The organism is Bordetella bronchialis (assembly GCF_001676705.1).
In the GTDB taxonomy this organism is placed as follows: Bacteria; Pseudomonadota; Gammaproteobacteria; order Burkholderiales; family Burkholderiaceae_B; genus Bordetella_C; species Bordetella_C bronchialis.
Genome location: NZ_CP016170.1, coordinates 5,765,769 through 5,791,130, shown reverse-complemented (window position 1 = coordinate 5,791,130; position 25,362 = coordinate 5,765,769). Strand labels below are relative to the sequence as shown.

25 protein-coding genes are annotated in these 25,362 nt (G+C 66.3%); 18 read left to right on the top strand and 7 right to left on the bottom strand.

Annotated features, from left to right (window positions below):
* Window positions 1-3 precede the first annotated feature (3 nt).
* The 11 genes from rplO to dsbD all read left to right on the top strand — a co-directional run bounded on the left by rplO (window position 4) and on the right by dsbD (window position 7,985).
* Window positions 4-444, top strand: a complete 441-nt coding sequence (gene rplO, locus BAU06_RS25460) for a 50S ribosomal protein L15 (RefSeq protein ID WP_066357350.1) — start codon at window positions 4-6, stop codon at window positions 442-444.
* A gap of 10 nt (window positions 445-454) precedes the next feature.
* The gene (gene secY, locus BAU06_RS25455) at window positions 455-1,786 is read left to right on the top strand and encodes a preprotein translocase subunit SecY (RefSeq protein WP_066357348.1); all 1,332 of its coding nucleotides are present in this window, start codon (window positions 455-457) and stop codon (window positions 1,784-1,786) included.
* A gap of 9 nt (window positions 1,787-1,795) precedes the next feature.
* Window positions 1,796-2,014 (top strand): translation initiation factor IF-1, encoded by a 219-nt coding sequence (gene infA, locus BAU06_RS25450; RefSeq protein ID WP_066357346.1) that lies wholly within the window; start codon window positions 1,796-1,798, stop codon window positions 2,012-2,014.
* Window positions 2,015-2,048: 34 nt separating this feature from the next.
* Complete coding sequence (rpmJ, locus tag BAU06_RS25445) at window positions 2,049-2,162, top strand: 50S ribosomal protein L36 (RefSeq protein ID WP_066357345.1); 114 nt, start codon at window positions 2,049-2,051, stop codon at window positions 2,160-2,162.
* A gap of 40 nt (window positions 2,163-2,202) precedes the next feature.
* Entirely contained in the window at window positions 2,203-2,568 is a 366-nt protein-coding gene (gene rpsM, locus BAU06_RS25440; RefSeq protein WP_066357338.1) for a 30S ribosomal protein S13, read from the top strand.
* 15 nt (window positions 2,569-2,583) lie between these two features.
* Window positions 2,584-2,985, top strand: coding sequence for a 30S ribosomal protein S11 (gene rpsK, locus BAU06_RS25435; protein ID WP_066357337.1), 402 nt, complete (start codon window positions 2,584-2,586; stop codon window positions 2,983-2,985).
* 11 nt (window positions 2,986-2,996) lie between these two features.
* Window positions 2,997-3,620, top strand: a complete 624-nt coding sequence (gene rpsD / locus BAU06_RS25430) for a 30S ribosomal protein S4 (protein WP_066357330.1) — start codon at window positions 2,997-2,999, stop codon at window positions 3,618-3,620.
* A 270-nt stretch (window positions 3,621-3,890) separates the two neighbouring features.
* Window positions 3,891-4,877 (top strand): DNA-directed RNA polymerase subunit alpha, encoded by a 987-nt coding sequence (locus BAU06_RS25425; RefSeq protein ID WP_066357323.1) that lies wholly within the window; start codon window positions 3,891-3,893, stop codon window positions 4,875-4,877.
* 136 nt (window positions 4,878-5,013) lie between these two features.
* Window positions 5,014-5,406 (top strand): 50S ribosomal protein L17, encoded by a 393-nt coding sequence (gene rplQ, locus BAU06_RS25420; protein ID WP_066357316.1) that lies wholly within the window; start codon window positions 5,014-5,016, stop codon window positions 5,404-5,406.
* 125 nt (window positions 5,407-5,531) lie between these two features.
* Window positions 5,532-5,879, top strand: coding sequence for a divalent-cation tolerance protein CutA (gene cutA / locus BAU06_RS25415; protein WP_066357313.1), 348 nt, complete (start codon window positions 5,532-5,534; stop codon window positions 5,877-5,879).
* A gap of 207 nt (window positions 5,880-6,086) precedes the next feature.
* Window positions 6,087-7,985: a protein-disulfide reductase DsbD gene (gene dsbD, locus BAU06_RS25410; protein ID WP_066359782.1), complete on the top strand. Its 1,899-nt coding sequence runs from the start codon at window positions 6,087-6,089 to the stop codon at window positions 7,983-7,985.
* On the opposite strand, the gene hemB is transcribed toward dsbD, so the two are convergent.
* Complete coding sequence (hemB, locus tag BAU06_RS25405) at window positions 7,972-8,985, bottom strand: porphobilinogen synthase (RefSeq protein ID WP_066357306.1); 1,014 nt, start codon at window positions 8,983-8,985, stop codon at window positions 7,972-7,974. The two genes, dsbD and hemB, sit on opposite strands and share 14 nt — an antisense overlap.
* Window positions 8,982-9,605 carry a ribosome biogenesis GTP-binding protein YihA/YsxC gene (gene yihA, locus BAU06_RS25400; RefSeq protein ID WP_066357300.1) on the bottom strand — a complete coding sequence of 208 codons (624 nt, stop codon included), beginning with the start codon at window positions 9,603-9,605 and terminating at the stop codon, window positions 8,982-8,984. The genes hemB and yihA overlap by 4 nt, the downstream gene beginning before the upstream one ends.
* 214 nt (window positions 9,606-9,819) lie before the next feature.
* Between yihA and BAU06_RS25395 the strand changes: the two genes are divergently transcribed.
* The 3 genes from BAU06_RS25395 to ccsB all read left to right on the top strand — a co-directional run bounded on the left by BAU06_RS25395 (window position 9,820) and on the right by ccsB (window position 14,069).
* A complete protein-coding gene (locus BAU06_RS25395; RefSeq protein ID WP_197509391.1) occupies window positions 9,820-10,521 on the top strand; it encodes a c-type cytochrome in 702 nt (233 codons plus the stop codon).
* Window positions 10,522-10,716: 195 nt separating this feature from the next.
* On the top strand, window positions 10,717-12,720 hold the full coding sequence (locus BAU06_RS25390) for a cytochrome c biogenesis protein ResB (protein ID WP_082993903.1): 2,004 nt from the start codon (window positions 10,717-10,719) through the stop codon (window positions 12,718-12,720).
* 11 nt (window positions 12,721-12,731) lie between these two features.
* Entirely contained in the window at window positions 12,732-14,069 is a 1,338-nt protein-coding gene (gene ccsB, locus BAU06_RS25385) for a c-type cytochrome biogenesis protein CcsB (RefSeq protein ID WP_066357290.1), read from the top strand.
* Between the two features lie 1,502 nt (window positions 14,070-15,571).
* On the opposite strand, the gene lysA is transcribed toward ccsB, so the two are convergent.
* Both lysA and lptM read right to left on the bottom strand, forming a co-directional pair.
* Window positions 15,572-16,864 carry a diaminopimelate decarboxylase gene (gene lysA, locus BAU06_RS25380; RefSeq protein WP_066357282.1) on the bottom strand — a complete coding sequence of 431 codons (1,293 nt, stop codon included), beginning with the start codon at window positions 16,862-16,864 and terminating at the stop codon, window positions 15,572-15,574.
* Window positions 16,861-17,088 (bottom strand): LPS translocon maturation chaperone LptM, encoded by a 228-nt coding sequence (gene lptM / locus BAU06_RS25375; RefSeq protein WP_066357278.1) that lies wholly within the window; start codon window positions 17,086-17,088, stop codon window positions 16,861-16,863. The genes lysA and lptM overlap by 4 nt, the downstream gene beginning before the upstream one ends.
* A 31-nt stretch (window positions 17,089-17,119) precedes the next feature.
* On the opposite strand from lptM, the gene cyaY reads away from it, so the two are divergent.
* Entirely contained in the window at window positions 17,120-17,449 is a 330-nt protein-coding gene (gene cyaY, locus BAU06_RS25370; protein ID WP_066357274.1) for an iron donor protein CyaY, read from the top strand.
* An 86-nt stretch (window positions 17,450-17,535) separates the two neighbouring features.
* On the opposite strand, the gene BAU06_RS25365 is transcribed toward cyaY, so the two are convergent.
* Window positions 17,536-19,971 carry a penicillin-binding protein 1A gene (locus BAU06_RS25365; protein WP_066357270.1) on the bottom strand — a complete coding sequence of 812 codons (2,436 nt, stop codon included), beginning with the start codon at window positions 19,969-19,971 and terminating at the stop codon, window positions 17,536-17,538.
* 114 nt (window positions 19,972-20,085) lie between these two features.
* Between BAU06_RS25365 and BAU06_RS25360 the strand changes: the two genes are divergently transcribed.
* From BAU06_RS25360 to BAU06_RS25350, 3 genes are read left to right on the top strand one after another with little or no spacing between them, the layout of a single operon-like run.
* Window positions 20,086-20,712 carry a shikimate kinase gene (locus tag BAU06_RS25360; RefSeq protein WP_066357267.1) on the top strand — a complete coding sequence of 209 codons (627 nt, stop codon included), beginning with the start codon at window positions 20,086-20,088 and terminating at the stop codon, window positions 20,710-20,712.
* Window positions 20,709-21,785 (top strand): 3-dehydroquinate synthase, encoded by a 1,077-nt coding sequence (gene aroB / locus BAU06_RS25355; protein ID WP_066357264.1) that lies wholly within the window; start codon window positions 20,709-20,711, stop codon window positions 21,783-21,785. Before BAU06_RS25360 ends, aroB begins: the two co-directional genes overlap by 4 nt.
* Before the next feature lie 48 nt (window positions 21,786-21,833).
* A complete protein-coding gene (locus BAU06_RS25350; protein ID WP_066357261.1) occupies window positions 21,834-22,967 on the top strand; it encodes a deoxyguanosinetriphosphate triphosphohydrolase in 1,134 nt (377 codons plus the stop codon).
* A gap of 9 nt (window positions 22,968-22,976) precedes the next feature.
* On the opposite strand, the gene BAU06_RS25345 is transcribed toward BAU06_RS25350, so the two are convergent.
* Both BAU06_RS25345 and BAU06_RS25340 read right to left on the bottom strand, forming a co-directional pair.
* Window positions 22,977-24,434 carry a DHA2 family efflux MFS transporter permease subunit gene (locus BAU06_RS25345; RefSeq protein WP_066357258.1) on the bottom strand — a complete coding sequence of 486 codons (1,458 nt, stop codon included), beginning with the start codon at window positions 24,432-24,434 and terminating at the stop codon, window positions 22,977-22,979.
* A 207-nt stretch (window positions 24,435-24,641) separates the two neighbouring features.
* On the bottom strand, window positions 24,642-25,307 hold the full coding sequence (locus tag BAU06_RS25340; RefSeq protein ID WP_066357256.1) for a glutathione S-transferase family protein: 666 nt from the start codon (window positions 25,305-25,307) through the stop codon (window positions 24,642-24,644).
* Between the last annotated feature and the right edge of the window lie 55 nt (window positions 25,308-25,362).

Genomic DNA, 25,362 nt, shown 5'->3' with positions numbered 1-25,362 from the left:
GCGATGTCCGAAATCCAACTCAACTCGCTGAAGCCCGCCGAGGGCTCCAAGCATGCCAAGCGCCGTGTCGGCCGTGGCATCGGTTCCGGCCTGGGCAAGACCGCCGGCCGTGGCCACAAGGGTCAGAAATCGCGTTCGGGCGGCTTCCACAAAGTCGGCTTCGAAGGCGGCCAGATGCCGCTGCAGCGCCGCTTGCCCAAGCGTGGCTTCACGCCCCTGGGCCAGCACCTGTATGCCGAGGTCCGCCTGTCCGACCTGCAGAAGGTACCCGTCGACGAAATCGACGTCCAGGTGCTGAAGCAGGCCGGCGTGGTCGGCCAGCAGGTCCGCTATGCCAAGGTCATCAAGTCCGGTGAACTGTCGCGCAAGGTGGTGCTCAAGGGCATCACCGCTACGGCCGGCGCTCGCGCCGCCATCGAAGCCGCGGGCGGTTCGCTCGCCTGAGAGGTGATCAGTGGCTAACGCACAGGCACTGGGCAAGACTGGACCGCGATACGGCGATCTGAAGCGCCGTTTCGTATTCCTCGTGCTCGCCCTGGTGGTTTACCGCCTGGGCACCCACATTCCCGTTCCGGGCATCAACCCGGACGCGCTGGCTGATCTGTTCCGGCAGAATCAGGGCGGGATCCTGGGCCTGTTCAACATGTTTTCCGGCGGAGCACTCTCGCGGTTCTCCATCTTCGCGCTGGGAATCATGCCGTACATCTCGGCATCCATCATCATGCAGCTGATGTCGGTGGTCGTCCCATCGCTGGAAGCGCTGAAGAAGGAAGGCGAGGCAGGCCGCCGCAAGATCACGCAGTACACCCGCTACGGCACCGTGGTGCTGGCGCTGGTGCAGGCGGTGGGTATTTCGGTCGCGCTGGAATCGCAGCCGGGCCTGGTGACGGACCCGGGCATGCTGTTCCGGTTCACGACGGTGATCACGCTGCTGACCGGCACCATGTTCATCATGTGGCTGGGCGAGCAGATCACCGAGCGTGGCCTGGGCAACGGGATCTCCATCCTGATCTTCGCGGGTATCGTGGCGGGATTGCCGACTGCCTTGGCTGGCTTGCTGGACCTGGTGCGGACGAACTCGATGTCGGTGCTGTCGGCGCTGTTCATCGTGGCCCTGGTTATCGTCGTGACGGCTTTCGTGGTGTTCGTGGAGCGCGGCCAGCGCAAGATCACGGTCAACTATGCCAAGCGTCAGGTCGGAAACAAGATCTATGGCGGCCAGAGCTCGCATCTGCCGCTGAAGCTGAACATGGCCGGGGTGATCCCGCCGATCTTCGCTTCGTCGATCATCCTGTTTCCGGCGACGATCACCAGCTGGTTCTCGAGCAGCGAGCACATGCGCTGGTTGAGCGACCTGGCCGCCGCCCTGTCGCCGCGTCAGCCGCTGTACATCACGCTGTATTCGGCCGCAATCATTTTCTTCTGCTTTTTCTATACGGCTCTGGTATTCAACAGCCGCGAAACGGCAGACAACCTGAAGAAAAGCGGTGCCTTCGTCCCTGGCATCCGTCCCGGCGAACAGACCGCGCGCTATATCGACAAGATATTGATGCGCCTGACGCTGGCGGGAGCGCTGTACATCACCCTGGTGTGCCTGTTCCCTGAATTTCTGGTGATGCGTTGGAACGTGCCGTTCTACTTCGGCGGCACTTCGCTGTTGATTATCGTCGTGGTGACGATGGACTTCATGGCTCAGGTTCAGGCCTACATGATGTCGCACCAGTACGATTCACTGCTCAAGAAGGCCAACTTCAAGGGCTCGAACTCGAACCTGCCGATGCGTTAAGCGAAGAGAATGGCAAAGGACGAATTCATACAGATGCAGGGCGAGGTTCTGGAAAACCTCCCCAACGCGACGTTCCGCGTCAAGCTTGAAAACGGCCATGTGGTGCTGGGCCATATTTCCGGCAAGATGCGCATGCATTACATCCGGATCCTGCCGGGCGACAAGGTCACAGTGGAGCTCACGCCCTATGACCTGACGCGAGCCAGGATCGTGTTCCGCGCGAAGTAGGCGGGCAGGTTTACGGAATAACAGGGAGTCACCCATGAAAGTATTGGCATCGGTTAAGCGGATCTGCCGCAACTGCAAAATCATCAAACGCCACGGCGTGGTGCGCGTCATCTGCACCGACCCGCGGCACAAGCAGCGTCAGGGCTGATCGCTCGGCCCCCACGCAATAGATTATTCAAGGAACAGTCATGGCCCGTATTGCTGGCATCAACATTCCGCCGCATCAGCACGCCGAGATCGGCCTGACCGCCATTTTTGGCATTGGTCGTACGCGCGCCCGCAAGATCTGCGAAGCTGCTAATGTGCCGACGACCAAGAAGGTCAAGGATCTCACCGACGCCGAGCTGGAGCGTATCCGCGAACACGTTGGTGTGTTTACCGTCGAAGGCGACCTGCGCCGCGAAGTGCAACTGTCGATCAAGCGCCTGATCGACCTGGGCACCTACCGTGGCATGCGTCATAAGCGCGGTCTGCCCGTGCGCGGCCAGCGCACCCGCACCAACGCCCGTACCCGCAAGGGTCCGCGTCGTGCTGCGGCGTCCCTGAAGAAATAATCGAGGAACAGGATTATGGCGAAAGCTTCTACCAGCGGCGCCTCGCGCGTGCGCAAAAAGGTCAAGAAGAACGTGTCGGACGGCATCGCGCACGTCCACGCGTCCTTCAACAACACCATCATCACCATCACCGACCGCCAGGGCAACGCCTTGTCCTGGGCGACGTCGGGTGGCGCGGGCTTCAAGGGCTCGCGCAAGTCGACCCCGTTCGCGGCACAGGTTGCCGCCGAAACGGCCGGCCGCATCGCGCTGGAATTCGGCATCAAGACGCTGGAAGTGCGTATCAAGGGCCCCGGCCCTGGCCGTGAGTCGTCGGTGCGCGCGCTGAACGCGCTGGGCATCAAGATTTCGAGCATTGCCGATATCACGCCCGTCCCGCACAACGGCTGCCGTCCGCCCAAGCGTCGTCGTATTTAAGGGGAATCCTCGTGGCTCGTTATATTGGACCCAAATGCAAGCTCTCGCGGCGCGAGGGCACCGACCTGTTCCTGAAGAGCGCCCGTCGTTCGCTGGATTCCAAGTGCAAGCTGGATTCCAAGCCTGGCCAGCATGGCCGGACTTCGGGTGCGCGCACTTCCGACTACGGCCAGCAGCTGCGTGAAAAGCAAAAGCTGAAGCGTATGTACGGCGTGCTGGAGAAGCAGTTCCGCAAGTACTTCCAGGAAGCCGATCGCGTCCGCGGCAATACCGGCGAAAAGCTGATCCAGCTGCTGGAATCGCGTCTGGACAACGTCGTCTATCGCATGGGCTTCGGCTCGACCCGCGCCGAAGCGCGCCAGCTGGTCAGCCACCGCGCGATCGAACTGAACGGCCATACCGCCGACATCGCTTCGATGCTGGTCAAGGCCGGTGACGTGATCTCCGTGCGTGAAAAGGCCAAGAAGCAGGCTCGCATCCGTGAGTCGCTGGACCTGGCCACCAGCATCGGCCTGCCCCAGTGGGTCGAGGTCGACACCAACAAGATGACCGGCGTCTTCAAGCAGGCCCCGGATCGTGCCGACGTCGCCCGCGACGTCAACGAGTCGATGGTCGTCGAACTGTATTCGCGTTGATGAAGTGCGCCGCGGCAGCGCGGCGCCATCCTCGACGCGATACGTGCAACGACCAGGCCGCCGGCCGCCGGATCGCCGGCCGCCGGTTCGCCGGTTCATCGCAGTTTCGCCCGCTTGCCAACCCGCAAAGGCCTTTGTGGCTTTGCGGGTTTGCGGGTTTTTGAAAGGGACGCCATGCCAGGGCACGACCCTGCCGGACGCGTCCGCACACTCACTTCCATCAGCCTTATCGGTGTAACGAGCCGAGGGTATTGAAAAGGAAACAAGTCAATGTCCACTCAAGGTTTTCTGAAACCGCGCTCCATCGAAGTCGAGCCCGTCGGGACGCACCATGCCAAGATCGTCATGGAGCCCTTCGAGCGCGGTTACGGTCATACGCTGGGTAACGCCCTGCGCCGCATCCTGTTGTCGTCCATGACGGGCTATGCGCCGACGGAAGTCCAGATGACCGGCGTCGTGCACGAGTACTCCACGATCGCGGGGGTGCGCGAAGATGTGGTGGACATCCTGCTGAATCTGAAAGGCGTGGTGTTCAAGCTGCACAACCGCGACGAAGTCACCCTGGTGCTGCGCAAGCAGGGCGAAGGCGCGGTCCTGGCCAGCGACATCGAGCTGCCGCACGACGTCGAGATCGTCAATCCGAACCACGTGCTGTGCCACCTGACCGAAGCCGGCAAGATCGAGATGCAAATCAAGATCGAGAAGGGCCGCGGCTATGTGCCTGGCAACGTGCGGGCCCTGTCGGAAGACCGTACGCACACGATCGGCCGTATTGTCCTGGACGCTTCGTTCAGCCCCGTGCGCCGCGTCAGCTACGGCGTGGAAAGCGCCCGCGTGGAGCAGCGTACCGACCTGGACAAGCTGGTGCTGGACATCGAAACCAACGGCGTCATCTCGCCCGAGGAAGCGGTGCGCCAGGCCGCCCGGATCCTGATGGACCAGATCTCGGTGTTCGCCGCGCTGGAAGGCGCCGGCGACTCCTACGAAGCCCCGGTCCGCGGCACGCCGCAGATCGATCCGGTCCTGCTGCGTCCGGTCGACGATCTGGAACTGACGGTGCGTTCGGCCAACTGCCTGAAGGCCGAGAACATCTACTACATCGGCGACCTGATCCAGCGTACCGAGAACGAACTGCTGAAGACCCCGAACCTGGGCCGCAAGTCCTTGAACGAAATCAAGGAAGTGCTGGCCGCACGCGGCCTGACGCTGGGAATGAAGCTGGAAAACTGGCCCCCGCTGGGCCTCGAGCGTCCCTGATAGACCTTGTTTTGCCCGGGCCGCTTCGGCGGTCCCGGTTTCCCGCCACCGGGCCGCGGCATGATGGCATGCCGATAGAAGACCCGGACAACCCGGCGGCCGCAAGGCCGTCTCTAGATTCAAAAAGGAAATTGTCATGCGTCACGGTAATGGTTTGCGCAAGCTCAACCGCACCAGCAGTCATCGTCTCGCCATGTTCCGCAACATGGCCGTTTCGCTGATCACCCACGAAGCGATCAAGACCACGCTGCCCAAGGCGAAAGAACTGCGCCGCGTCATCGAACCCCTGATCACGCTGGGCAAGGAGCCCACGCTGGCGAACAAGCGGCTGGCATTTGCCCGTCTGCGCGATCGCGACGCCGTGGTCAAGCTGTTCGCCGAAATCGGTCCGCGTTATGCGTCCCGCAACGGCGGCTACACCCGTGTGCTGAAGATGGGCTTCCGCCAGGGCGACAACGCTCCCATGGCCTTCATGGAGCTGGTCGACCGTCCGGAAGTCACGGAAACCGAAACGGAAAGCGCTGAATAACACCAGCGATGCCCATCGGCGGAAAGCGAGCCTCTGGCTCGCTTTTTGTTTTTGGGCGCCGGCCGCCTGCCGATAAAATCGGGGAATGATGCCGCGCCGCGAGCGGGATATTGGAGCTATGGACGATGAACGACGACGATATGGTGCTGGTCATCAGCAATGCGCCCGATCTCCTGCTGGCCAAGCGGATTGCCCACGTGGTGGTGGAGGAAAGGCTCGCCGCCTGCGTGAACCTCGGCGCGCCCATGCTGTCCATCTACACCTGGAAGGGGGAAGTGGAAGGCGCGGAGGAAGTGCCGATGTGCTTCAAGACCACCGCCGGCCGCCTGGATGCGCTGATGGACGCCATTGCGCGCATGCATCCCTACGAAGTACCCGAAATCGTCGCGGTGCCGGTAAGCGCCAGCGCCCGGCCCTATCGCGACTGGGTGCGTGAGCAGACCGCGCCCCGCGACGAGGCCGCGCAGGGCTGAATCCAAGAAAGGACGTCGATGTCTGCGTTATCTCCCATGGGCGCCAGGCCCGAAGCGGTCCGGACGCCACCGGCGCCGGGCGGCCACGCCGCCGCAGGCGCGGCGCGCGGCGTCCTGCCGGCCGCGCGGCTGTTCCCGCGCGTGTCGCGCGACGGTCGCTCCGGCCCTGTTGCGCGGTGGCGCGCGTGCCTGGCGACGGTGCTCCTGATGCTGGCCTGGCTGGTCGTCGCCGTGCCCTACGCCCACGCCGCCGACGATTTCCTGGCGCCCGAACAGGCCTTCCCCTTTGCCGCGACCATGGAAGCGCCCGCGACGCTGCGCATCGATTACAAGGTCGCCAAGGGCTACTACATGTACCGGGAACGCTTCGCCTTCGCGGCGGATGCGGCCGGTGCCGCGGCGCTGGGCGACCCCGTATATCCCGCCGGCGAAGTGAAGTACGACCCCACCTTCGACAAGAATATGGAGGTCTATCACCAGCCGCTCTCCATACGGGTGCCGCTGCGTCCCGGGGCGTCCGCCTTTACGCTGAATGTGACGGGCCAGGGCTGTGCCGACAAGGGCGTCTGCTATCCGCCGATGACGCATACCGTCTCGCTACAGCCGACCGCTGGCGGGTACCGCATCGCGAGTATCGGTACGGCGGATCCCGCCGCCGCGGCGGCAGCGGGTGGCGCCGTCTCCCTGTCGGCCGGCAGCGCGGGATTTTCCGCCGCGCCCGCCGCGGGGCTCGGGACGCTGGCGCGCAGCGACGATGTCGGCCTGGCGGGGGCCATCGCCGGCATGGGTTTGCTGAAGACGGCCGGCGTGTTCCTCCTGCTGGGCCTGTTGCTTTCCCTGACGCCCTGCGTGCTGCCGATGATACCCATCCTGTCGTCGGTGATTGTCGGCGCGGGCCCCGGCCGATCGGCCAACCGGCGTCGCGGCCTTGCCCTGGCGGCGGCGTATGTGCTGGGCCTGTCGCTGGTCTACACCGCGCTGGGTGTCGCCGCGGGATTGAGCGGCATCGGCCTGGCGGCGTGGCTGCAGACGCCCTGGCTCTTGACCTTGTTCGCGGCGCTGCTGGCGATCCTGGCGCTGGCGATGTTCGACGTCTTCACCCTGCAGGCGCCGGCCAGCATGCAGTCGGGCCTGAATAACTGGCTGTCGCGCGTGCCCGGCGGGCGGGGCACGGGCGCCTTCGTGATGGGGGCCGTGTCGGCCTTGATCGTCGGCCCCTGCGTCGCCGCGCCGCTGGCCGGGGCGCTGCTGTATATCTCGCAGACGGGGGACATCGTGCTGGGCGGGGCCGCGCTGTTCGCCATGGCCTGGGGCATGGGCGTTCCGCTATTGGTCGTGGGCGGCTCGGCGGGCCGGCTGCTGCCCAAGGCGGGCCCCTGGATGGAGGGCGTCAAGCGGCTTTTCGGGATGCTCTTGCTGGGCACCGCCTGGTGGATGCTGATCCCGCTGCTGCCGGCGTGGGTGCAGATGGTGGGCTGGGCCCTGCTGGGCCTGGTGGGCGCCGTGATGCTGCGCGCATTCGAGCCCTTGCCGCCGGCGGGCGGTACCGGCCGCATGTTTGCCAAGGGGGCGGGGCTTTTGCTGGCGCTGGTGGCGGTGGTGATGCTGGTGGGCGCCGCGACGGGCGGGCGCGACGTGCTGCGGCCGCTGTCGCAGCTGGCGGCGGCCGACCGCGCCGCGGCCGGCGCCGGCCTGCCGGCAGGGGAACTGGCATCGGCAGCCGGGGCGGCCCAGGGGCACTTCGTGCCCGTGCGGTCCTTGGCCGAGCTGGATGCGGCCGTCGCTGGCGCGGGCCGGCCGGTAATGCTGGATTTCTACGCCGACTGGTGCGTGTCCTGCCGCGAGATGGAGCAGTTCACGTTCACGGATCCGGCCGTGGCGGCGCGGATGTCGGGCATGCTGCTCCTGCGCGCCGACGTCACCGCCAACAACGCGGACGACCGCGCCCTGTTGAAGCGCTTCCGACTGTTCGGGCCGCCGGGAATCATCTTTTTCGATGCGGACGGCCGTGAACGCGCCGACGTGCGCGTGATCGGATTCCAGGACGCGGCGCGCTTCGGCGAATCGCTGGACCGTGTTGCCGCGCGGGGCCCTAGCGCCCCTTGAGCATACGCGCCGCGTCGATGGCGAAGTAGGTCAGGATGCCGTCGGCGCCGGCTCGCTTGAAGGCAAGCAGGGCTTCCATCATGACTTTGTCATGGTCCAGCCAGCCGTTGGCGGCGGCCGCCTTCAGCATGGCGTATTCGCCGCTGACCTGGTAGGCGAAGGTGGGCACGCGGAAGGCATCCTTGACGCGGCGGACCACATCCAGGTACGGCATGCCGGGCTTGACCATGACCATGTCGGCGCCTTCGGCCAGGTCGGCCGCCACTTCGCGCAGCGCTTCGTCCAGGTTGCCGGGGTCCATCTGGTAGACCGCCTTGTTCGACTTTCCCAGATTGGCCGCCGAGCCCACCGCATCGCGGAAGGGACCATAGAAGGCGCTGGCGTACTTGGCGGAGTAGGCCATGATGCGGGTGTGGATGTGCTGCGCGTCTTCCAGGGCCTGGCGGATGGCGCCGATGCGCCCGTCCATCATGTCGCTGGGCGCCACGATGTCCACGCCGGCCTGCGATTGCACCAGCGCCTGCTTGACCAGGATCTCTACCGTGGGTTCGTTCAGCACATAGCCGGATTCGTCGATCAGCCCGTCCTGCCCGTGGCTGGTGTAGGGGTCCAGTGCCACGTCGGTCAGCAGCCCCAGCTCCGGAAAGCGCTGCTTGAGTTCGGCCACGACGCGCGGCACCAGGCCGTCCGGGTTGGCGGCCTCGATGCCGTCGGGCGTCTTGAGCGAACTGTCGATGACCGGGAACAGCGCCATCACGGGGATGCCCAGCTCCAGACAGGTTTCGGCAACCGGCAGCAGGGTGTCGAGCGAGTAGCGCACCACGCCCGGCATGGACGGCACGTCCTGGCGCAGGCCCTTGCCCTCCGCGACGAAGACCGGGTAGATGAAATCGTTGGCGGTGAGCGTGTTCTCGCGAACCAGGCGGCGGGTGAAATCGTCGCGGCGCAGGCGGCGCGGCCGGGAGGCGGGAAAGCCCGCCGATACGATGTGAGGGTTCATGGCACTACCTTGGGAGAAATCCAGTTTTCGATGTGTTCGGCCGCTTCTTCCAGGCCGATGCGGTCCGGCGCCGAGAACGGCACGGTGTGCAGTGCGCCGATGTCGGCCAGGTCCTTGCGCACCGCGAATACCGTGCGCATGCGCTGGCCGTAGGGCAGTTTGTCGGCCTTGGTCAGCAAGGCCAGCACCGGGCGTCCGGTGGGCGCGATGAAGTCGGCCAGCCGGCGATCCAGGTCCGTTACGCCGCGCCGGATATCGATCAGCAGGACGACCCCGGCCAGCGAAGGGCGCGTGGCCAGGTAGCCGCCCAGCAGTTCCGCCCACTTTTCGCGCTCGCCCTGGCTGATGGCGGCATAGCCGTAGCCCGGCAGGTCCACCAGGAAGCCCATGGGATGATCGGGATCGTAGGGATCCGGCAGGCCGAACATATTGATCAGCCGCGTGCGGCCGGGCGTCTTGCTGGAAAAAGCCAGCCGGCGCTGGTTGGTCAGCACATTGATGGCGGTGGATTTGCCGGAGTTGGAGCGTCCGACGAAACAGACTTCCGGCGCGCCGGGCGGGGGCAGCTGGTCCAGCCGGGCTGCCGAAATGAAAAACGAGGCGCGATGGAGTAGGGACACGGGGAGGGGGGCGCAAATGGAGGGGTATGGGCCCTATTGTATAATCCGGCGTTTGCAAGGGTGGGCGTCAGTCCGCTGTCGGTGTAGCACGCCGCGTCGCATCACAGAACTCGGGGTATACCGGCAGGTCTGGGCAGGCGAATGGAAAACATAGGCAAATCATAAGCGGCGCGTATCAGCGCCGTGAGTCGATGCTGCGAACGTCGAGGTTTTCATGAAGCGTGTGCTGTCCCGGATGTTGGTGGTGGGCGGATTGGTTTTGGGTACGACCGCCGTTTTTCCAGGTTACGCGGCCGATGCCACCGCGCCGGCGGCCAAGCCGGATGCGGCCAAGGGCGAACAGCTCTACACCAATGGCGACGCGACGCGCGGCATCATCGCCTGTGCGAGCTGTCACGGCGCGGCGGGCAACAGCACGATACCGACCAACCCCAACCTGTCGGCCCAGGCGCATGAGTACCTGGCCAAGCAACTGGGCGATTTCCAGGTCAAGCAGGGCGCCAAGGTCCCGCTGCGCAACGGCGCGGGCGGCAATCCCACCCCCATGACGGCCATTGTCCAGTCGCTGACGCCGCAGGACATGCAGAACATCGCGCTGTATCTGTCCCAGCAGAGCCTGAAGGAGCCGGCCACCGCCGGGCAAAAATCCCTGGTCGAACGTGGCCAGACCATCTGGCGCGCCGGTCTGCCCGACCGCGGTGTGCCGGCTTGCGCGTCCTGCCACGCCGCCAACGGCGCCGGCATTCCCGCGCAATATCCTCGCCTGTCGGGCCAGTTCCCCTCCTATATCGAAGAGCAGCTCAAGCTTTTCCGGGACGGCAGCCGGAACAACAGCGAGCCCATGCACGATATCGCCAGCCGCATGACGGATGACGATATCAAGGCGGTTTCCGACTACGCGGCCGGCCTGCGCTGAGCGGCCCATCGGCGCGCCCGAACCAATACGGGCGCGCGATGTCTATAGGCCGGTTAACCATCCAGGTTGAACGGCCCTGGTGAAGGGGTCGCCCGGCCGGTCAGGCGATTTCTTTTTCCCATGCATCAGAACCCCCCTTCCCCTCGCCGCGACCTGCGCGCCTTGCCGGCCGAGCTGCTGGAGCTCCTGGGCTCCATGCGCTTCGCCGTCAGCCTGCTGATGTTCATCTGCGTGGCCAGCATCGTCGGCACGGTGCTGGTGCAGAACCAGGCCTCGTCGGCCTATATCGACCAGTTCGGCCCGTTCTGGTATGCGCTCTTCGACAAGTTTTCGCTCTGGCACGTCTACAACAGCTGGTGGTTCCTGCTGATCATGACTTTCCTGGTGGTCTCCACCGGGGTATGCCTGACGCGCAACGCGCCCAAGATGCTGCGCGACGCCGTGTCGTTCCGCGAGTACGTGCGCGTGTCCAGCCTGCGGGCGTTCCCCCAACGGCTGGAGTTCGACAGTGGCGCGGCGCCGGCCGACAACGTGGGGCGCGTGCGCCAACTGCTGAAGTCGCTGGGCTATGCCGTGAAGGAGCGCCAGGACGGCGATGGCGTGCTGCTGGCGGCCAAGAAAGGCAGCGCCAACCGCCTGGGCTATATCTTCGCGCATACCGCGCTGATCGTGATCTGCGTGGGTGGATTGCTCGATAGCGAGCTGGCCGTGCGCGTGCAGGTATGGCTGGGCGGCAAGAAGCCCATCGTGGAGAACATGTTGATCAGCGATGTGCCGGCCAGCGGCCGCTTGTCGATCGACAATCCCAGTTTCCGGTCCAGCATGCTGGTGCCGGAGGGCGGCCGCGCCAACAATGCGGTGGTAATGGTGGGTGACGGCGCGCTGGTCCAGCCTATCCCCTTCACGCTGACACTGAAGAAATTCATCGTCGACTATTACTCCACCGGCATGCCCAGCCGCTTCGCCAGCGAAGTGGAGGTGCGCGATCCCGCCACCGGCGCCACGTTCGACAAAACCATAGAAGTCAACGAACCGCTGCGCTACAAGGGCGTGACGGTCTATCAGTCCAGCTTCGACGATGGCGGCAGCACGGTGCAGCTGCGCGGCTATTCGCTGCGGGGCGGCGACGCCACGCCTTTCGAGCTGGACGGCACCGTCGGCAAAAGCAGCGACACGGGCAAGAACGCGCCCGCCGACGCGCGCGACCTGAAGGTGGACATTACCGCGCTGCGCCCCATCAATGTCGAGGACCTGTCCGGTGGCACGCCCAAGCCGGCCCGCGATTTCGCCCAGAACGTGGCGTCCGTGGCCGGCAGCGCGGCGGGCAAGGCCAACACCCACCTGCGCAACGTGGGGCCCGCCGTCGAGTATCGCCTGATCGATGCCAGCGGCCAGGCCCACGAGTTCCGCAACTACATGCTGCCGGTGGAGCTGGACGGCTTTCCGGTGTTCCTGGCCGGCGTGCGCAACAATGCCGGCGAAAACTACCGCTACCTGCGCCTGCCGGCGGATGACGACAACTCGGTCGGGGAATTCATGCGCCTGCGGGCATTGCTGGCGGATCCGGCGGCGCGCAAGGAAGCGGCGCGCCGCTTCGCGGAAAAAAATGCGCCGGTGGGCAGCGATCGCCAGCCCCTGCAGACGGCGGCGGAACGTGCCTTGCAGACGTTCTCGGAAGGCGGCCTGCAGGCGGTGGCCGGGTTCCTGCAGAGCAATGCGCCGCCCGCCGAGCTGGAACGGGCGGCCGATATCGTCGTGCGCCTGATCGGCGCCAGCGTCGCCGAATTGCGCGTGATGGAGCGCGAACGCGCCGGTCTCCCGCCGGTGCCCACGGAGGGCGAAGCCGGCGAGCGCGCCGCGGTGTGGTCCCGCGTGGCGGTGGCCGCCCTTTCCGACCTGGCGATGTATCCGGCGCCGGTATTCTTTACCCTGGCCGATTTCAAGCAGGTGCAGGCCAGTGTGTTCCAGGTCACGCGCACGCCGGGCAAGCGGCTGGTCTACCTGGGCAGCCTGTTGCTGGTGCTGGGGGTGTTCAGTATGTTCTACATCCGCGACCGGCGCGTGTGGGTGTGGGTGGCGCCTGGCGCGGGCGGTGGCGGCAGCACGGTGCACGCGGCCATGACATCGCAGCGGCGTACACTGGACTTCCATCGTGAGTTCGATCGGCTCAAAGAGGCGCTGTCGCGCCTGAAGCAGTGAGGGTGCAAGTCATGTCCGAATCCGCAATTTCCTCGCACGACAAGCTTTGGCAGGAAGGGATGGCAGAAAGCGGCGACGCGCGGGTGCGGCGCGGGCGTCCCGATTGGACCGATGCCGTTTTCTTCCTGTTGCTGGCCGTGGGAGCGGGTTATGCGCTGACGCGCTTTTCCGGCTCCATGGACTACTACGAGAAACTCATACTGAGCGGCGCCGTGGTGGTGCTGACCTGGCTGGGCTGGCTGTGGCGGCCGCTGCGCCGGCTGATGATCGCGGTGGCCCTGGCCAGCGGGCTGGCGGTGATGCTGTACGGCCATGACCTGGCGCGGGCCGAGGACGTGTTCTTCCTGAAGTACCTGTTGTCCTCGCAGTCGGCCATCCTGTGGATGTCCGCGCTGTTCGTGCTGGCGACGGCCTGTTATTGGCTGGGCCTGTTCAGTCCGACAGCGGCGTGGCTGGGGACCGCGCTGACCTGGGGCGCCGTGTTCGCCGGCGTTACCGGCATGCTGGTGCGTTGGCGCGAAAGCCATATGATGGGCCCGGACCTGGGCCACATTCCGGTCAGCAACCTGTACGAAGTGTTCGTGCTGTTTTCGCTGATCACGGCACTCTTCTACCTGTACTACGAACGCCGCTACGCCACACGGGCCCTGGGTGGCTTCGTGTTGCTGGTCATCTCGTCAGCCGTGATGTTCCTGCTCTGGTATGCCTTTACGCGCGACGCGGCGCAGATCCAGCCGCTGGTGCCGGCGCTCAAGAGCTGGTGGATGAAGCTGCACGTGCCCGCCAATTTCATCGGCTACGGCACATTCTCGCTGTCCGCGATGGTAGGGTTCGCCTATCTGGTGAAGGAGAACGGCGAAACGACCTCCTGGCGCAAGCTGCTGCCGCTGTTCGTGCTGGGCGTGCTGCTGTGCGCCGAACCCATGGTCTTTCGCACCAAGGGATTGTCGGCGGCGTGGATGGAGTACTTCGGCCTGGGCGCGGTGATCATCGGCGCCATCCTGCTGGGCCGCCGCCGCGTGGCCGCGGCGCTGCCGCCGCTGGAGGTGCTGGACGACATCATGTACCGGGCGATCACCGTAGGCTTCGCCTTTTTCACCGTGGCCACCATCCTGGGTGCGCTATGGGCGGCGGATGCCTGGGGCGCCTACTGGCAGTGGGATCCCAAGGAAACCTGGGCGCTGATCGTCTGGCTGAACTACGCCGCCTGGCTGCACATGCGGCTGATAAAGGGGCTGCGGGGGGCGATGGCGGCGTACTGGGCGTTGGTCGGGCTGCTGATTACGGGGTTCGCGTTCCTGGGCGTCAACATGTTCCTGTCCGGCTTGCATTCGTACGGGCAGTTGTAGGCGGGCTTCTGGGGGGGGGCGGTTGCTGGCGGATCGGGGGGGCGTGCGATGTGGGCGCGTCTTGCTGGTGCCGTCGGCTTGTTCATGCCGTCGGCTTGCTTGTGCCGTTGGCTTGCTCGTGCCGTCCGGCTTGCTCATGCCGTCCGGCGGGGGAGATGCCTGGCGTGTCCGGCCCGGTCGGGCGGTCCAGGGCCTTCGCCCTGGACTACCGCTTCGTCTTCCTCCTTCGGCGGCCGAAGTGGCGTTGGGGTTCTTGCGGTTTTTTTGCCCGGCCGTCCTACGTACGGAAGCCCTCGCGCGCCCTCGGACGGGCCGGCCCCGCCAGGCATCTCCCCCGCCGGACTCACGGTGTGCCTTAGCGCCGGTTGCTGGGGCGGTCTTTGTTCTTGGCGCTTCGTGGGTGGTGCTTTCGGGTTAAGAAGAATCTGCTGTTGCCCGTCGTTTCAGGGCCGCCCTGCGCGGCCCTGAAACGCCTACGCGGTGGGGGCATGCGGTGGTTGTGGGTAACGCGATGGTTGCCGGTGATGCGACGGCTGCTGGTGATGGCACTGGCGTTGGTAATGTCGCCGTTGCAGGTAATGCGGAGGTCGGGGAATCGGAGTGAATCTTGGCCCGCGCGGGGTGGGGGGAGACAAGGCGGTGTGGCGGGCCGCCCCCCGGCCCGCCACACCGTGGCACCGGGGCTTGCCACGGATGGTGGCATAGGCGCGATGCGGCGCTGGCGCGATTGCCGGGATCGGTGTGAACACAGATTATGGGCCGGCGCTATCGCGCTCGGATAAGACCGGATCGGGCATCGTCGCAGTGGTCATCCCGATCAGGCGAGTGTCGGATACCCCGACGCCGTCCTTTGATCGACGCCGTCTCTTATCGATTTGCGGCGGTGCCTATCGCCAGCATCCGTGGCAAGCCTCGGTGCCTACGGTGTGGCGGGCCGGCTGGCGGCCCGCCACACCGACTTGTCGCCCCCACCCTGCGCGGGCCAAGATTAAACTTCAGATCCCGGCTCACCCCGTGCCAGCAACCGCCGCATTCCGTGGTCGCGTAGGCGTTTTCGGGCCGCGCAGGGCGGCCTGAAAACGACGGGCAACGGCAGATCTTTCTCAACCCGAAAACCCCGGTCCACGAAGGGCCAAGAACAAAGACGGTCACAGCAGCCGCGACTAAGGCACTCTGTGAGTCCGGCGGGGGAGATGCCTGGCGGGGCCGGCCCGTCGGAGGCCGCGCGAGGGCTTCCGTAGGGAGGTCGGCCGGGCAAAAAAACCGCAAGAAAAACACCGCCACTTCGGCCGCCGGACGAGGAAGACGACGCGGTAGTCCAGCGCGAAGGCGCTGGACCGGCCGACCGGGCCGGACACGCCAGGCATCTCCCCCGACGGACGGCAATAGCAAGCCATCCGACGCAGGTATCAACACAGAGAGCAATAGCAAGCCTGCCTTATGCAGGCATCACCGACGAACGGCAATGGCAAGATGCCCTGCGATAGCCACCGTCACGGCCATTAAGGCAGCGTGCTTTCCCCGCGCAGCAGGTCATCCAGCGTTTCCCGCTGCCGGATCACGTGGAATTCCGTTCCGTCGACCATGACCTCCGCCGGCCGGGGACGCGTGTTGTAGTTGCCGGCCATGACCATCCCATAGGCGCCGGTCGACTCGATCGCCAGCACATCGCCGCGTTCCACCGCCAGCGCGCGGCCCTTGGCCAGCCAGTCGCCGCTTTCGCACACCGGGCCCACGACGTCGTATTCCCGGGTCGCCCCGCCGCGCGGCCGTACAGGAAGTACGCCGTGCCAGGCGTCGTACAGCGTCGGACGGATCAGATCGTTCATCGCCGCGTCCACGATCGCGAAATTGCGGGCCTCGGCGTGCTTCAGGAACTGTACCGTCGTCAGCAGTACACCGGCATTGCCCACCAGCGAACGGCCCGGTTCCATGATCAGCTTCAGATGCTGCAAGCCCCGCGACGCCAGGCGCCGGTACACCGGGTCCAGCAGCGTGGCCGGCCGCAGGGGCGTCTCGTCCGTGTAGCGGATACCCAGTCCGCCGCCCAGGTCCAGGTGCTCGATCTCGATGCCGGCGGCGCGCAGTCCGTCGATAAGATCCAGCAGCTTATCGAGTGCATCGAGATAGGGCGAGACTTCCGTGATCTGCGAGCCGATGTGGCAATCCACGCCCGTGACGGACAGGCCCGGCAGTGCCGCCGCCGTCCGGTACACGCGGGGCGCGTCCGCGATGGCGATGCCGAACTTGTTTTCCTTCAGTCCCGTCGAAATATACGGGTGCGTGCCCGCGTCCACGTCGGGATTCACGCGCAGCGACACCCGGGCCGTCTTGCCCAGCGACACCGCCACATCCGACAGCAGATGCAGTTCGGCTTCCGATTCGACGTTGAAGCACTTTACGTCCGCCTCCAGCGCCTTGCGCATTTCCCAGGCTTGCTTGCCCACGCCCGAGAATACGATTTTGGCGGGATCCGCGCCCACGGACAGCACGCGATGCAGCTCGCCGCCGGAAACGATATCGAAACCCGCGCCCAGCGTGGCGAATTCGTTCAGCACCGCCAGGTTGGAATTCGCCTTCATGCCGTAGCACACAAGGACGTCGCGCCCCGCGGTGGCCTCGCGGTACGATTCCCAGGCGGCGCGCAAGGCGGCGCGCGAATAGACGTACAGCGGCGTGCCCAGGCGGTCCGCCAGCGTTTGCAGCGGGACGCCTTCGGCGTGCAGCATGCCGTCCTGGTAATGGAAATGCGGATGGCCGGCCGGCTGTGCCGGCGCGGAAGTGGAAGCGGTCATCGTTCGGTGGCGGACGGCGGATAATCGGGTAGGGCGGTGCCCAGTTGCACGCCGGGAGCGGCGCGGAAGGTCAGCGGCGCGATCACCTTGGGCGGCGGCCGCAGCGTGGGTGCCTGGGATGGCGGAATGAGCGGGCCCTTGTAGCCGCAGGCCGCCAGCGACGCGGCCGCAGCCAGCGTCGCTACAATGCGGAGAGCGGTACGGCTGTATGCCGGGTGGGACACTGGGAACTCCGTAATTCTTGCAGACTGGATTATGAACGAAACCGAATTTCTTGCGTTGGCGGAGCAGGTGCTCGACCGTATCGAAAGCCAGGCCGATGACTGGGCCGGGTCCCTCGACGTGGACGTGGAAGCCAATCGCAGCGGCAATGTATTGACCCTGGTCTTCGAGGACGACACGCACGTCGTCGTCAACAGCCAGGCTGCCATGCAGGAAATCTGGGTGGCGGCGCGCAGCGGCGGCTTTCATTATCGCTACGATGGCCAGCACTGGCTGGATACCCGCGGCGGGCCGCCCCTGCACGATGCCTTGTCGCAGATCTGCTCCGAGGCGGCCGGCGTGCCGGTCACGGTCAAGGTCTAGCCGACGCGCGCGGTATCCGTGGGGGGATAAGACCGGCAACCCAGGGTCGCGCGCGCGGGCCCCAGGGACGCCGGGGCTCCCGGCGGCTACTGCCCGGGCACCGATCCTTCGCCGAAACTGGTCCCGGACGGCCTGCCGTCCGCATTGGCCGCGCGCAGCGTATTCAAAAGGTCGCCCAGGCTGTCGGAGCCGGGCGCCGGCAGTCCCAGCCGCGCCACGGCCTGGCCGGGCGGGAATTCCGCGAAATAGAACTCGCCGTTTTCCACGAGCAGGCCGTCGGGGCGCGGGCGCTGTTTCTGTTCCGGCACGCCCTTGAGCATTTCCTGCATGTAGCTTAGCCAGATCGGCAGGGCCACGCCGCCGCCCGTTTCGCGCGCGCCCAGGGATTTCGGCTGGTCGTAGCCCAGCCAAGCCGTCGCTTCCAGGCTGGGCGTATAGCCGGAGAACCAGGCATCGACCGATTCATTGGTGGTGCCGGTCTTGCCGGCGATATCGCTGCGTTTCAGGACCGCGCGGGCCCGCGCGGCGGTACCGTAGGTGGCCACGCCGCGCAGCATGTCGTCCATGACGAAGGCCGTGCGCGGATCGATGGCGCGCGCCGCCGAATCGCCCGCGACCAGCGGCTTGGCCTGCATGATGACCTTGCCGCTGCTGTCGGTGACGCGGTCGATCAGGTAGGGCGTGACGCGGTAGCCGCCGTTGGCGAATACCGAATAGGCCCCGGCCAGTTGCAGGGGCGTGACCGAGCCCGCGCCCAGGGCCAGCGGCAATACCGCCGGCTGGCGCGACTTGTCGAAACCGAAGCGGGTCAGGTAGTCCTGGCCATACTGCGGCCCGATGGCCTGCAGAATGCGGATGGAGACCATGTTCTTGGACTTGTACAGGCCCTGGCGCATGGTCAGCATGGGCTCGTACTCGTTGCCGTAGTTCTTGGGCGCCCAGGCCTTGGAACCGGTCTGCGCGGCGCTCAGCGCGAAGGGCTGGTCGGATATCTGCGTGGCCGGCGTCAAGCCGCGCTCCAGCGCGGCGGAATAGATGAAGGGCTTGATGTTGGAGCCGGGCTGGCGCCACGCCTGCGTGACGCGATTGAAATTGCCGCGATAGAAATCGAAGCCGCCCACCATGGCGCGGATGCCGCCATCCTGGGGCGACATCGACACGAAGGCCGCCTGCACGGCCGGCATGTTCAGGATCTCCCAGTCGTCCGGGCCGATCTTGCGGATGTACACCACCGAGCCGCGGCGTATGCGCAGGTCGTCCTTGGCCTTGGGGTTCAGGGCGCGGGCGACGACCGACAGTACCTTTTTGTCCGTGATCGTGATGATCTCGCGCGAGCTGCGGGCCACCTTCACTTCGGTGGGGCTGGCGGACAGGACCAGCCCGACCAGCAGGTCGTCGCTGTCGGAATATTTGTCCAGCACGCCGTCGAGCGCGTCATCCAGGGCTTGAGGGTCTTTCTCGACGCCGGCCGGCAGGTCCAGCTGGGCTTCCGGACCGGGATAGGGCGCGCGCCGCGTGTAATCGAGCACGCCGTCGCGCACCGCGCGGTATGCCACTTCCTGGTCCTTGGACTGCACCGTGGTGTAGATATTGATGCCGCGCGAATATACGTTGTCCTGGTAGACGCCGTACAGCAGCTGGCGGGCCAGCTCGGCGACGTATTCGCCATGGATGGAATAGCCGCCGGCCGGCGTGCCTTCCGCCGACTTGATGACGATGGGTTGCGCCATCGCCTGCTGGTATTCCGCGTCGGTCAGGTATCCCAGGCCGCGCATGCGTCCCAGCACGTAATGCTGGCGCAATTCCGCGCGCGGCAGGTTGGAAATCGGATTGAAGCGCGAGGGCGCCTTGGGGATGCCGGCCAGCATTGCCGCTTCGGCGGGTGTGATCTGCGACAGGGGCTTGCCGAAATACGTGCGCGACGCGGCGGCGAAGCCATAGGCGCGATGGCCCAGGTAGATCTGGTTCATGTAGAGCTCAAGAATCTGGTCCTTGCTCAGGCTGGACTCGATCTTGAACGTGAGCAGCAGCTCGTAGAACTTGCGGGTGTAGGTCTTTTCGGAAGAAAGATAGAAATTGCGCGCCACCTGCATGGTGATGGTGCTGGCGCCCTGCGACTTGGACATGCTGATCAGGTTGGTCAGCCCGGCGCGCACCACGCCCGTCCAGTCGATCCCGCCATGCTGGTAGAAACGGTCGTCTTCCGCGGCCAGCACGGCCGACTTCATGACATCCGGGATTTCGTTGAAGCGCAGCACATTGCGCCGTTCTTCGCCGAATTCGCCGATCAGCACCTTGTCGGCGGTAAAGACCCGCAGCGGGATGCGCGGGCGGTAGTCCGTCATGGCGTGCAGGTCCGGCAGGTTCGGCCATGCCAGGGCCAGCGCCATGCCGCCCAACAGGAGTCCGCAACCGGCCAGGCCGGCGCAGAAAATGCCCAGTTTGAAGAAAAAACGGACAAAGGGGGAGCCGCTCGAATCGGGCTTTTCTTTCTTGGAAGAAGGAGTCTGGGGCTTGCTCATCGCCGCGATTTTACGGGGAACGGGGGCGGGCCATCCGACTCGGCGCGCGGTTTCTGTAACAGCGTCGTTCAGTGTGGCGCGCGGGCAACTCATCCCGATGGGATAATACGCATTATGAACGCGTCCCTACCCGATTGTCCGGCCGCCAGCCCGGCCGCGGAATCCGAATCCGAGACCTGCGCCGCCGTGTGCGCGGCGCCGCGTGTCAACCTGCCGTACGACACGCCGATCTTCCTGGTCGGCATGATGGGCGCGGGCAAAACGACCATCGGCCGTTCGCTGGCGCGCGTGCTGGGCCGCGAATTCGTCGACCTGGACCACGAACTCGAATCCCGCTGCGGCGTGCGCGTTCCCGTCATCTTCGAAATCGAAGGCGAGGCCGGCTTCCGCAAGCGCGAGGCGGCCGCGCTGGCGCAATGCGCCGCGCGCCGCGGCATTGTCCTGGCGACCGGCGGCGGCGCCATCCTGGCCCAGGAAAACCGCGAACTGCTGCGCCAGCAGGGCATCGTGGTCTACCTGCGCGCCAGCGTGGATGAGCTCTACCGGCGTACCTGCCGCGACCGCAATCGCCCCTTATTGGCCACCGCGGACCCGCGCGGCACGCTGCGCGACCTGCTGGCGCGGCGTGAACCGCTGTACCGCGAAGTCGCTCATCTGACCATCGAAACCGGCTGCATTCCCGTCAGCACCCTGGTCAAGAACCTGGTGCCCAAGCTGCAGGCCTACGAGAAACAAGCATGAATGTCGTCGACGTTGCCGTTCCCGGCGCCCGCTATCCGATCCGCATCGCGCCCGGCCGGCTCGACCATCTGGATGAGGCCATCCCGGCCAACGCCACGGCCATCGCACTGGTGACCAACCCCACCGTGGCGGCGCTGTACGCGGACCGTGCCGAGCAGGCGCTGGCCCGTACCGGCCGCAAGGTGCTGCGCATCGAGCTGCCGGACGGCGAGGAACACAAGGATTGGCGCACGCTGAACCGGATCTTCGACGCGCTGCTGGCCAACGGCTTCGACCGGCGCTCGGTACTGGTGGCGCTGGGCGGCGGGGTGATCGGCGATATGACGGGCTTCGCGGCCGCGGTCTATATGCGGGGCATCCGGTTCGTGCAGGTGCCCACCACGCTGCTGGCGCAGGTGGATTCCTCCGTGGGCGGCAAGACCGGCGTCAACCATCCGCTGGGCAAGAACATGGTGGGCGCCTTCCACCAGCCCGTCGCGGTCGAGATCGATACCGATGTCCTGGCGACGCTGCCCGCGCGCGAAGTGTCCGCGGGCCTGGCTGAAGTCATCAAGTACGGGATGATCCTGGACGAGGGTTTCTGGGCATGGTGCGAGGACAACGCCGCGCCGCTGCGCGCGCTGGATCGCCAGGCCCTGGGCCATGCCATACGGGTGTCCTGCGAGCTCAAGGCCAGGGTCGTGGCGGAGGACGAACGCGAGTCCGGCCTGCGCGCCATCCTGAACCTGGGTCATACCTTCGGCCATGCGATCGAATCCGGGATGGGCTATGGCGCATGGCTGCACGGCGAGGCCGTGGGCTGCGGCATGGTGCAGGCCGCGGAGCTCTCGGCGGAGGTCGCAGGCCTGCCCGCCGCCGACGTGGAGCGCGTCAGGAAGCTGGTCGCGGCCATCGGTTGTCCCACCGTGGCGCCGGACCTGGGCGCGGACCGCTGGCTGGAGCTGATGCGGGTGGACAAAAAGGCGGAGGGCGGCGAGATACGCTTCGTGATGACGCCACGTATCGGCCAGGCCATTACGCGCGGCGCGCCGGAAGATGCAGTGCGCCGGGTGCTGGCGCGCACCGTCGCCTGATCCATCATGGCGGTGGTCCGATAGACAGGAATCAACGATCATTGCCTCATGAATACTTCCGCGGACAACCTCGCTCCCTACGCCGCCCATCCCGCGCAGACCCAGGGCCGCGCGCATGCGGAACCGGCGCCGCAGAACCGCACGGAATTCCAGCGCGACCGCGACCGCATCATCCATTCCACGGCGTTCCGGCGCCTGGAATACAAGACGCAGGTGTTCATCAACCACGAGGGCGACCTGTTCCGCACGCGCTTGACGCACAGCCTGGAAGTGGCGCAGATCGCCCGTACCATCGCCCGCAGCCTGCGCCTGAACGAAGAACTGACCGAAGCCATTTCGCTGGCCCACGACCTGGGCCACACCCCCTTCGGCCACGCGGGGCAGGACGAACTGAACGCCTGCATGCACGAACTCGCGCCGGGGGCCGGCGGTTTCGAGCACAACCTGCAAAGCCTGCGCGTGGTCGACGAACTCGAAGAGCGCTACGCCGCCTTCAACGGCCTGAACCTGTGCTTTGAAACGCGCGAAGGCATACTCAAGCATTGCTCCCTGGCCCATGCCCGGCAACTGGGCAAGGTAGGCGAGCGCTTCATCCGCCGGCGCCGGCCCTCGCTGGAGGCGCAACTGGCCAACCTGGCCGATGAAGTGGCCTACAACAACCACGACATCGACGACGGCCTGCGGTCCGGCCTGGTGACGGTGGAGCAGATGCGCCAGGTTCGCATCTTTGCCCGCCACTACGACGCGGTGGCCGCGCAATATCCCGATGTCCCGTCGCGCCGCGCGATCGCCGAGACCATCCGCCGCATGATCAACACCCTGATCGTCGACCTGACCACCACCACGGCCGAGCGCATCGCCAGGCATCGTCCCGAAAGCGTGGAAGACGTTCGCGAGGCCCCCGCGCTGGCGGGCTTCTCGGACGGCATCCGCCAGGAAGCCGACGAGCTCAAGCGCTTCCTGTTCGAGAACCTGTACCGGCATTTCCGGGTGATGCGCATGACGTCCAAGGCGCGGCGCATCGTGCGGGACCTGTTCACCGCTTTCCTATCCGATCCGCGCCTGCTGCCGCCGGACTACCAGCGGCGCGAAGCCCAGGCGCGCGCGATTTCGGATTACATCGCCGGCATGACGGACCGCTACGCCATGCGCGAACACAAGCGCTTGTTCGACATGTCCTGAGTGACGCGCTCAGCCCGCCGCCGGGTCGTCCGCCGGCGTGGCGTGGGCGTCCTGTTCGCCCTGCAGCCGCGTGCGCAGCCAGAACCCGCCCAGGATGGCGGCCACCAGCGCGAAGGCGGCGCCGCACTGGAAGGCCAGCCGGTAGCCTTCGTTCAGGGCGATGGCGGGCGCGGCGCCGGCGGCGGCGACGGCCCCGGAGCGTGCCGCGGCCAGGCTGGCCAGCACCGCCAGGCCCAGCGATCCGCCCATCATGAAGGAGGTATTCACGATGCCCGATGCCAGGCCCGATTCGCTGGGCTGGACATCGCTCATCGCCGCCAGCAGCACGGGGTTGAACGCGATGCCGGCTCCCAGGCCCAGCAGCAGCATGCCAGGCAGCACGTGCAGCGCGAAGCCGCCGTCGGCCGGCGCCTGGCCGAACAACGCCAGGCCGATGGCGGCCACGAATAGTCCCACGCCCAGCGGCACGCGGATGCCGAAGCGCATCACAAGCCGGGCGGACAGCCCGAGCGAGAACGCGGCCATGATGAGATTGGCCGGCAGGAAGGCCAGGCCGATCCGCATGGCGTCGTAGCCCAGCACCAGCTGCAGGTACAGCGCGGAAATAAAGAACCAGGCGAACATCGCCGCGGCCCACAGCACGCCGACGATGTTGGAAACCGCCAGATTGCGCAGCCGGAACAGGCGCAGCGGTACCAGCGGTGCGCGCACGCGCGATTCGATGACCAGGAACAGGGCGAGCAGGACGACGGCCGCGCCCAGCATGGCGACCGATTGCGTGGAACCCCAGCCCGCCTCGTTGCCGTTGACCACGGCATAGACGGCCAGCATCAGGGCTGTCGTGATCGCGACCGCGCCCCCGACGTCCAGCGGCCCTTCCATGGCCATGCCGCGGCCGCGGGGAATCAGCGCCAGGCACAGCCCATATACCGCGACGCCGATGGGCAGGTTGACCAGGAAAATCCAGTGCCAGCTCAGCGTGGAGGTGAGCAGGCCGCCCAGCAGCACGCCGATACTGCCGCCGCCCGCGCACACGAAGCCATAGATGCCCATCGCCTTGGCGCGCTCGCCGGCCTCGGTGAACAGGTTCATCACCAGGGACAGCGATACGGCCGATACCACCGCGCCGCCCAGCCCCTGTACCGCCCGTGCGGCGATCAGGAACTCGCGCGTGTGCGCCATGCCGCAGGCCAGCGACGCCAGGGTGAAAAGCGCCAGGCCGGCCAGGAACATGCGCCGGTGGCCATACAGGTCGCCCAGGCGGCCCCCCAGCAGCAGGAAGCCGCCGAAGGTCAGCATATAGGCGTTGACCACCCAGACCAGCGAGGTCTCGGTGAAGTCCAGGTCGGCGCGGATGGAGGGCAGCGCCACGTTGACGATGGTCGTGTCCAGCACGATCATCAGTACGCCTAGGCACAGCACCGTCAGGGCGTACCAGCGTTTACGGCCTTCTATGCCGTGTGTCATGAGGGTCTCCTATAGGTGCGTCGTGCCCTGTGCGGGGCGCGGCGCGGCGGTCGATGATGGCGGGCGCGCCGGCCGGCGGCGCGTCTTCATGACGACGATCGAGGGGCGGGCTTTTCGACATCGGATGGCCGCCCTCCCGGGACGGGCCGGCCACGGGGCGCAGCCGGCGAAGCCGGGCCTGGCGAATCCGGCCCCGGCGCCGCCGCCCTAGCGCTGCGTGCGATAGGGCTCGTCCGGCGGCAGGAAAATGCCCTCGGCCTTGGCTTCGCGCATCCATGCCTGCATGGCGGGCAGCGACAGCACCGCATCCATGTACTCGCGCACCGGGCCGGCGGCCGCCGGCACGCCGTAGGTGATGAAGCGCGAGACCACCGGCGCGAAGAAAGCGTCGGCGATGGTGAAGCCCCCGAACAGGAAAGGGCCGCCCTGGCCGTATTCCGCCCGGGTGTCCTGCCAGATGGCCTGCACGCGCGAGATATCCTGCTGCGCCGCGGGGCTGATGTCGATGCCGGGCAGCAGCGCCTCGATATTCATGGGCAGCACGTTGCGCAGGTCGCTGAAGCCGCTGTGCATCTGCGCCGCCAGGGAACGGGCCCGCGCCCGCGCCTGGGCGTCGGTGGGCCATAGCCTGGCCTGCGGGTGCCTTTCCGCGATGTATTCGCAGATGGCCAGCGAGTCCCACACGGCGAAGTCGCCGTGCAGCAGGACGGGCACGGTGCCGGCGGGCGTGAGCGGGGCCAGCCGGGCCGTGAATTCCGGGGTGAACAGCGTGAGCTTTTCTTCCTTGAACGGGATGCCGGCCACGCTCATCGCGAGCCAGGGCCGCAGCGACCACGACGAATAATTTTTGTTGGCGATCAGAAGGGTGTACATAGTCGCTCCAGGATAGCCGGGCGTGTTTGCAGCAAGATGTCCGCCCCCGCAGGCG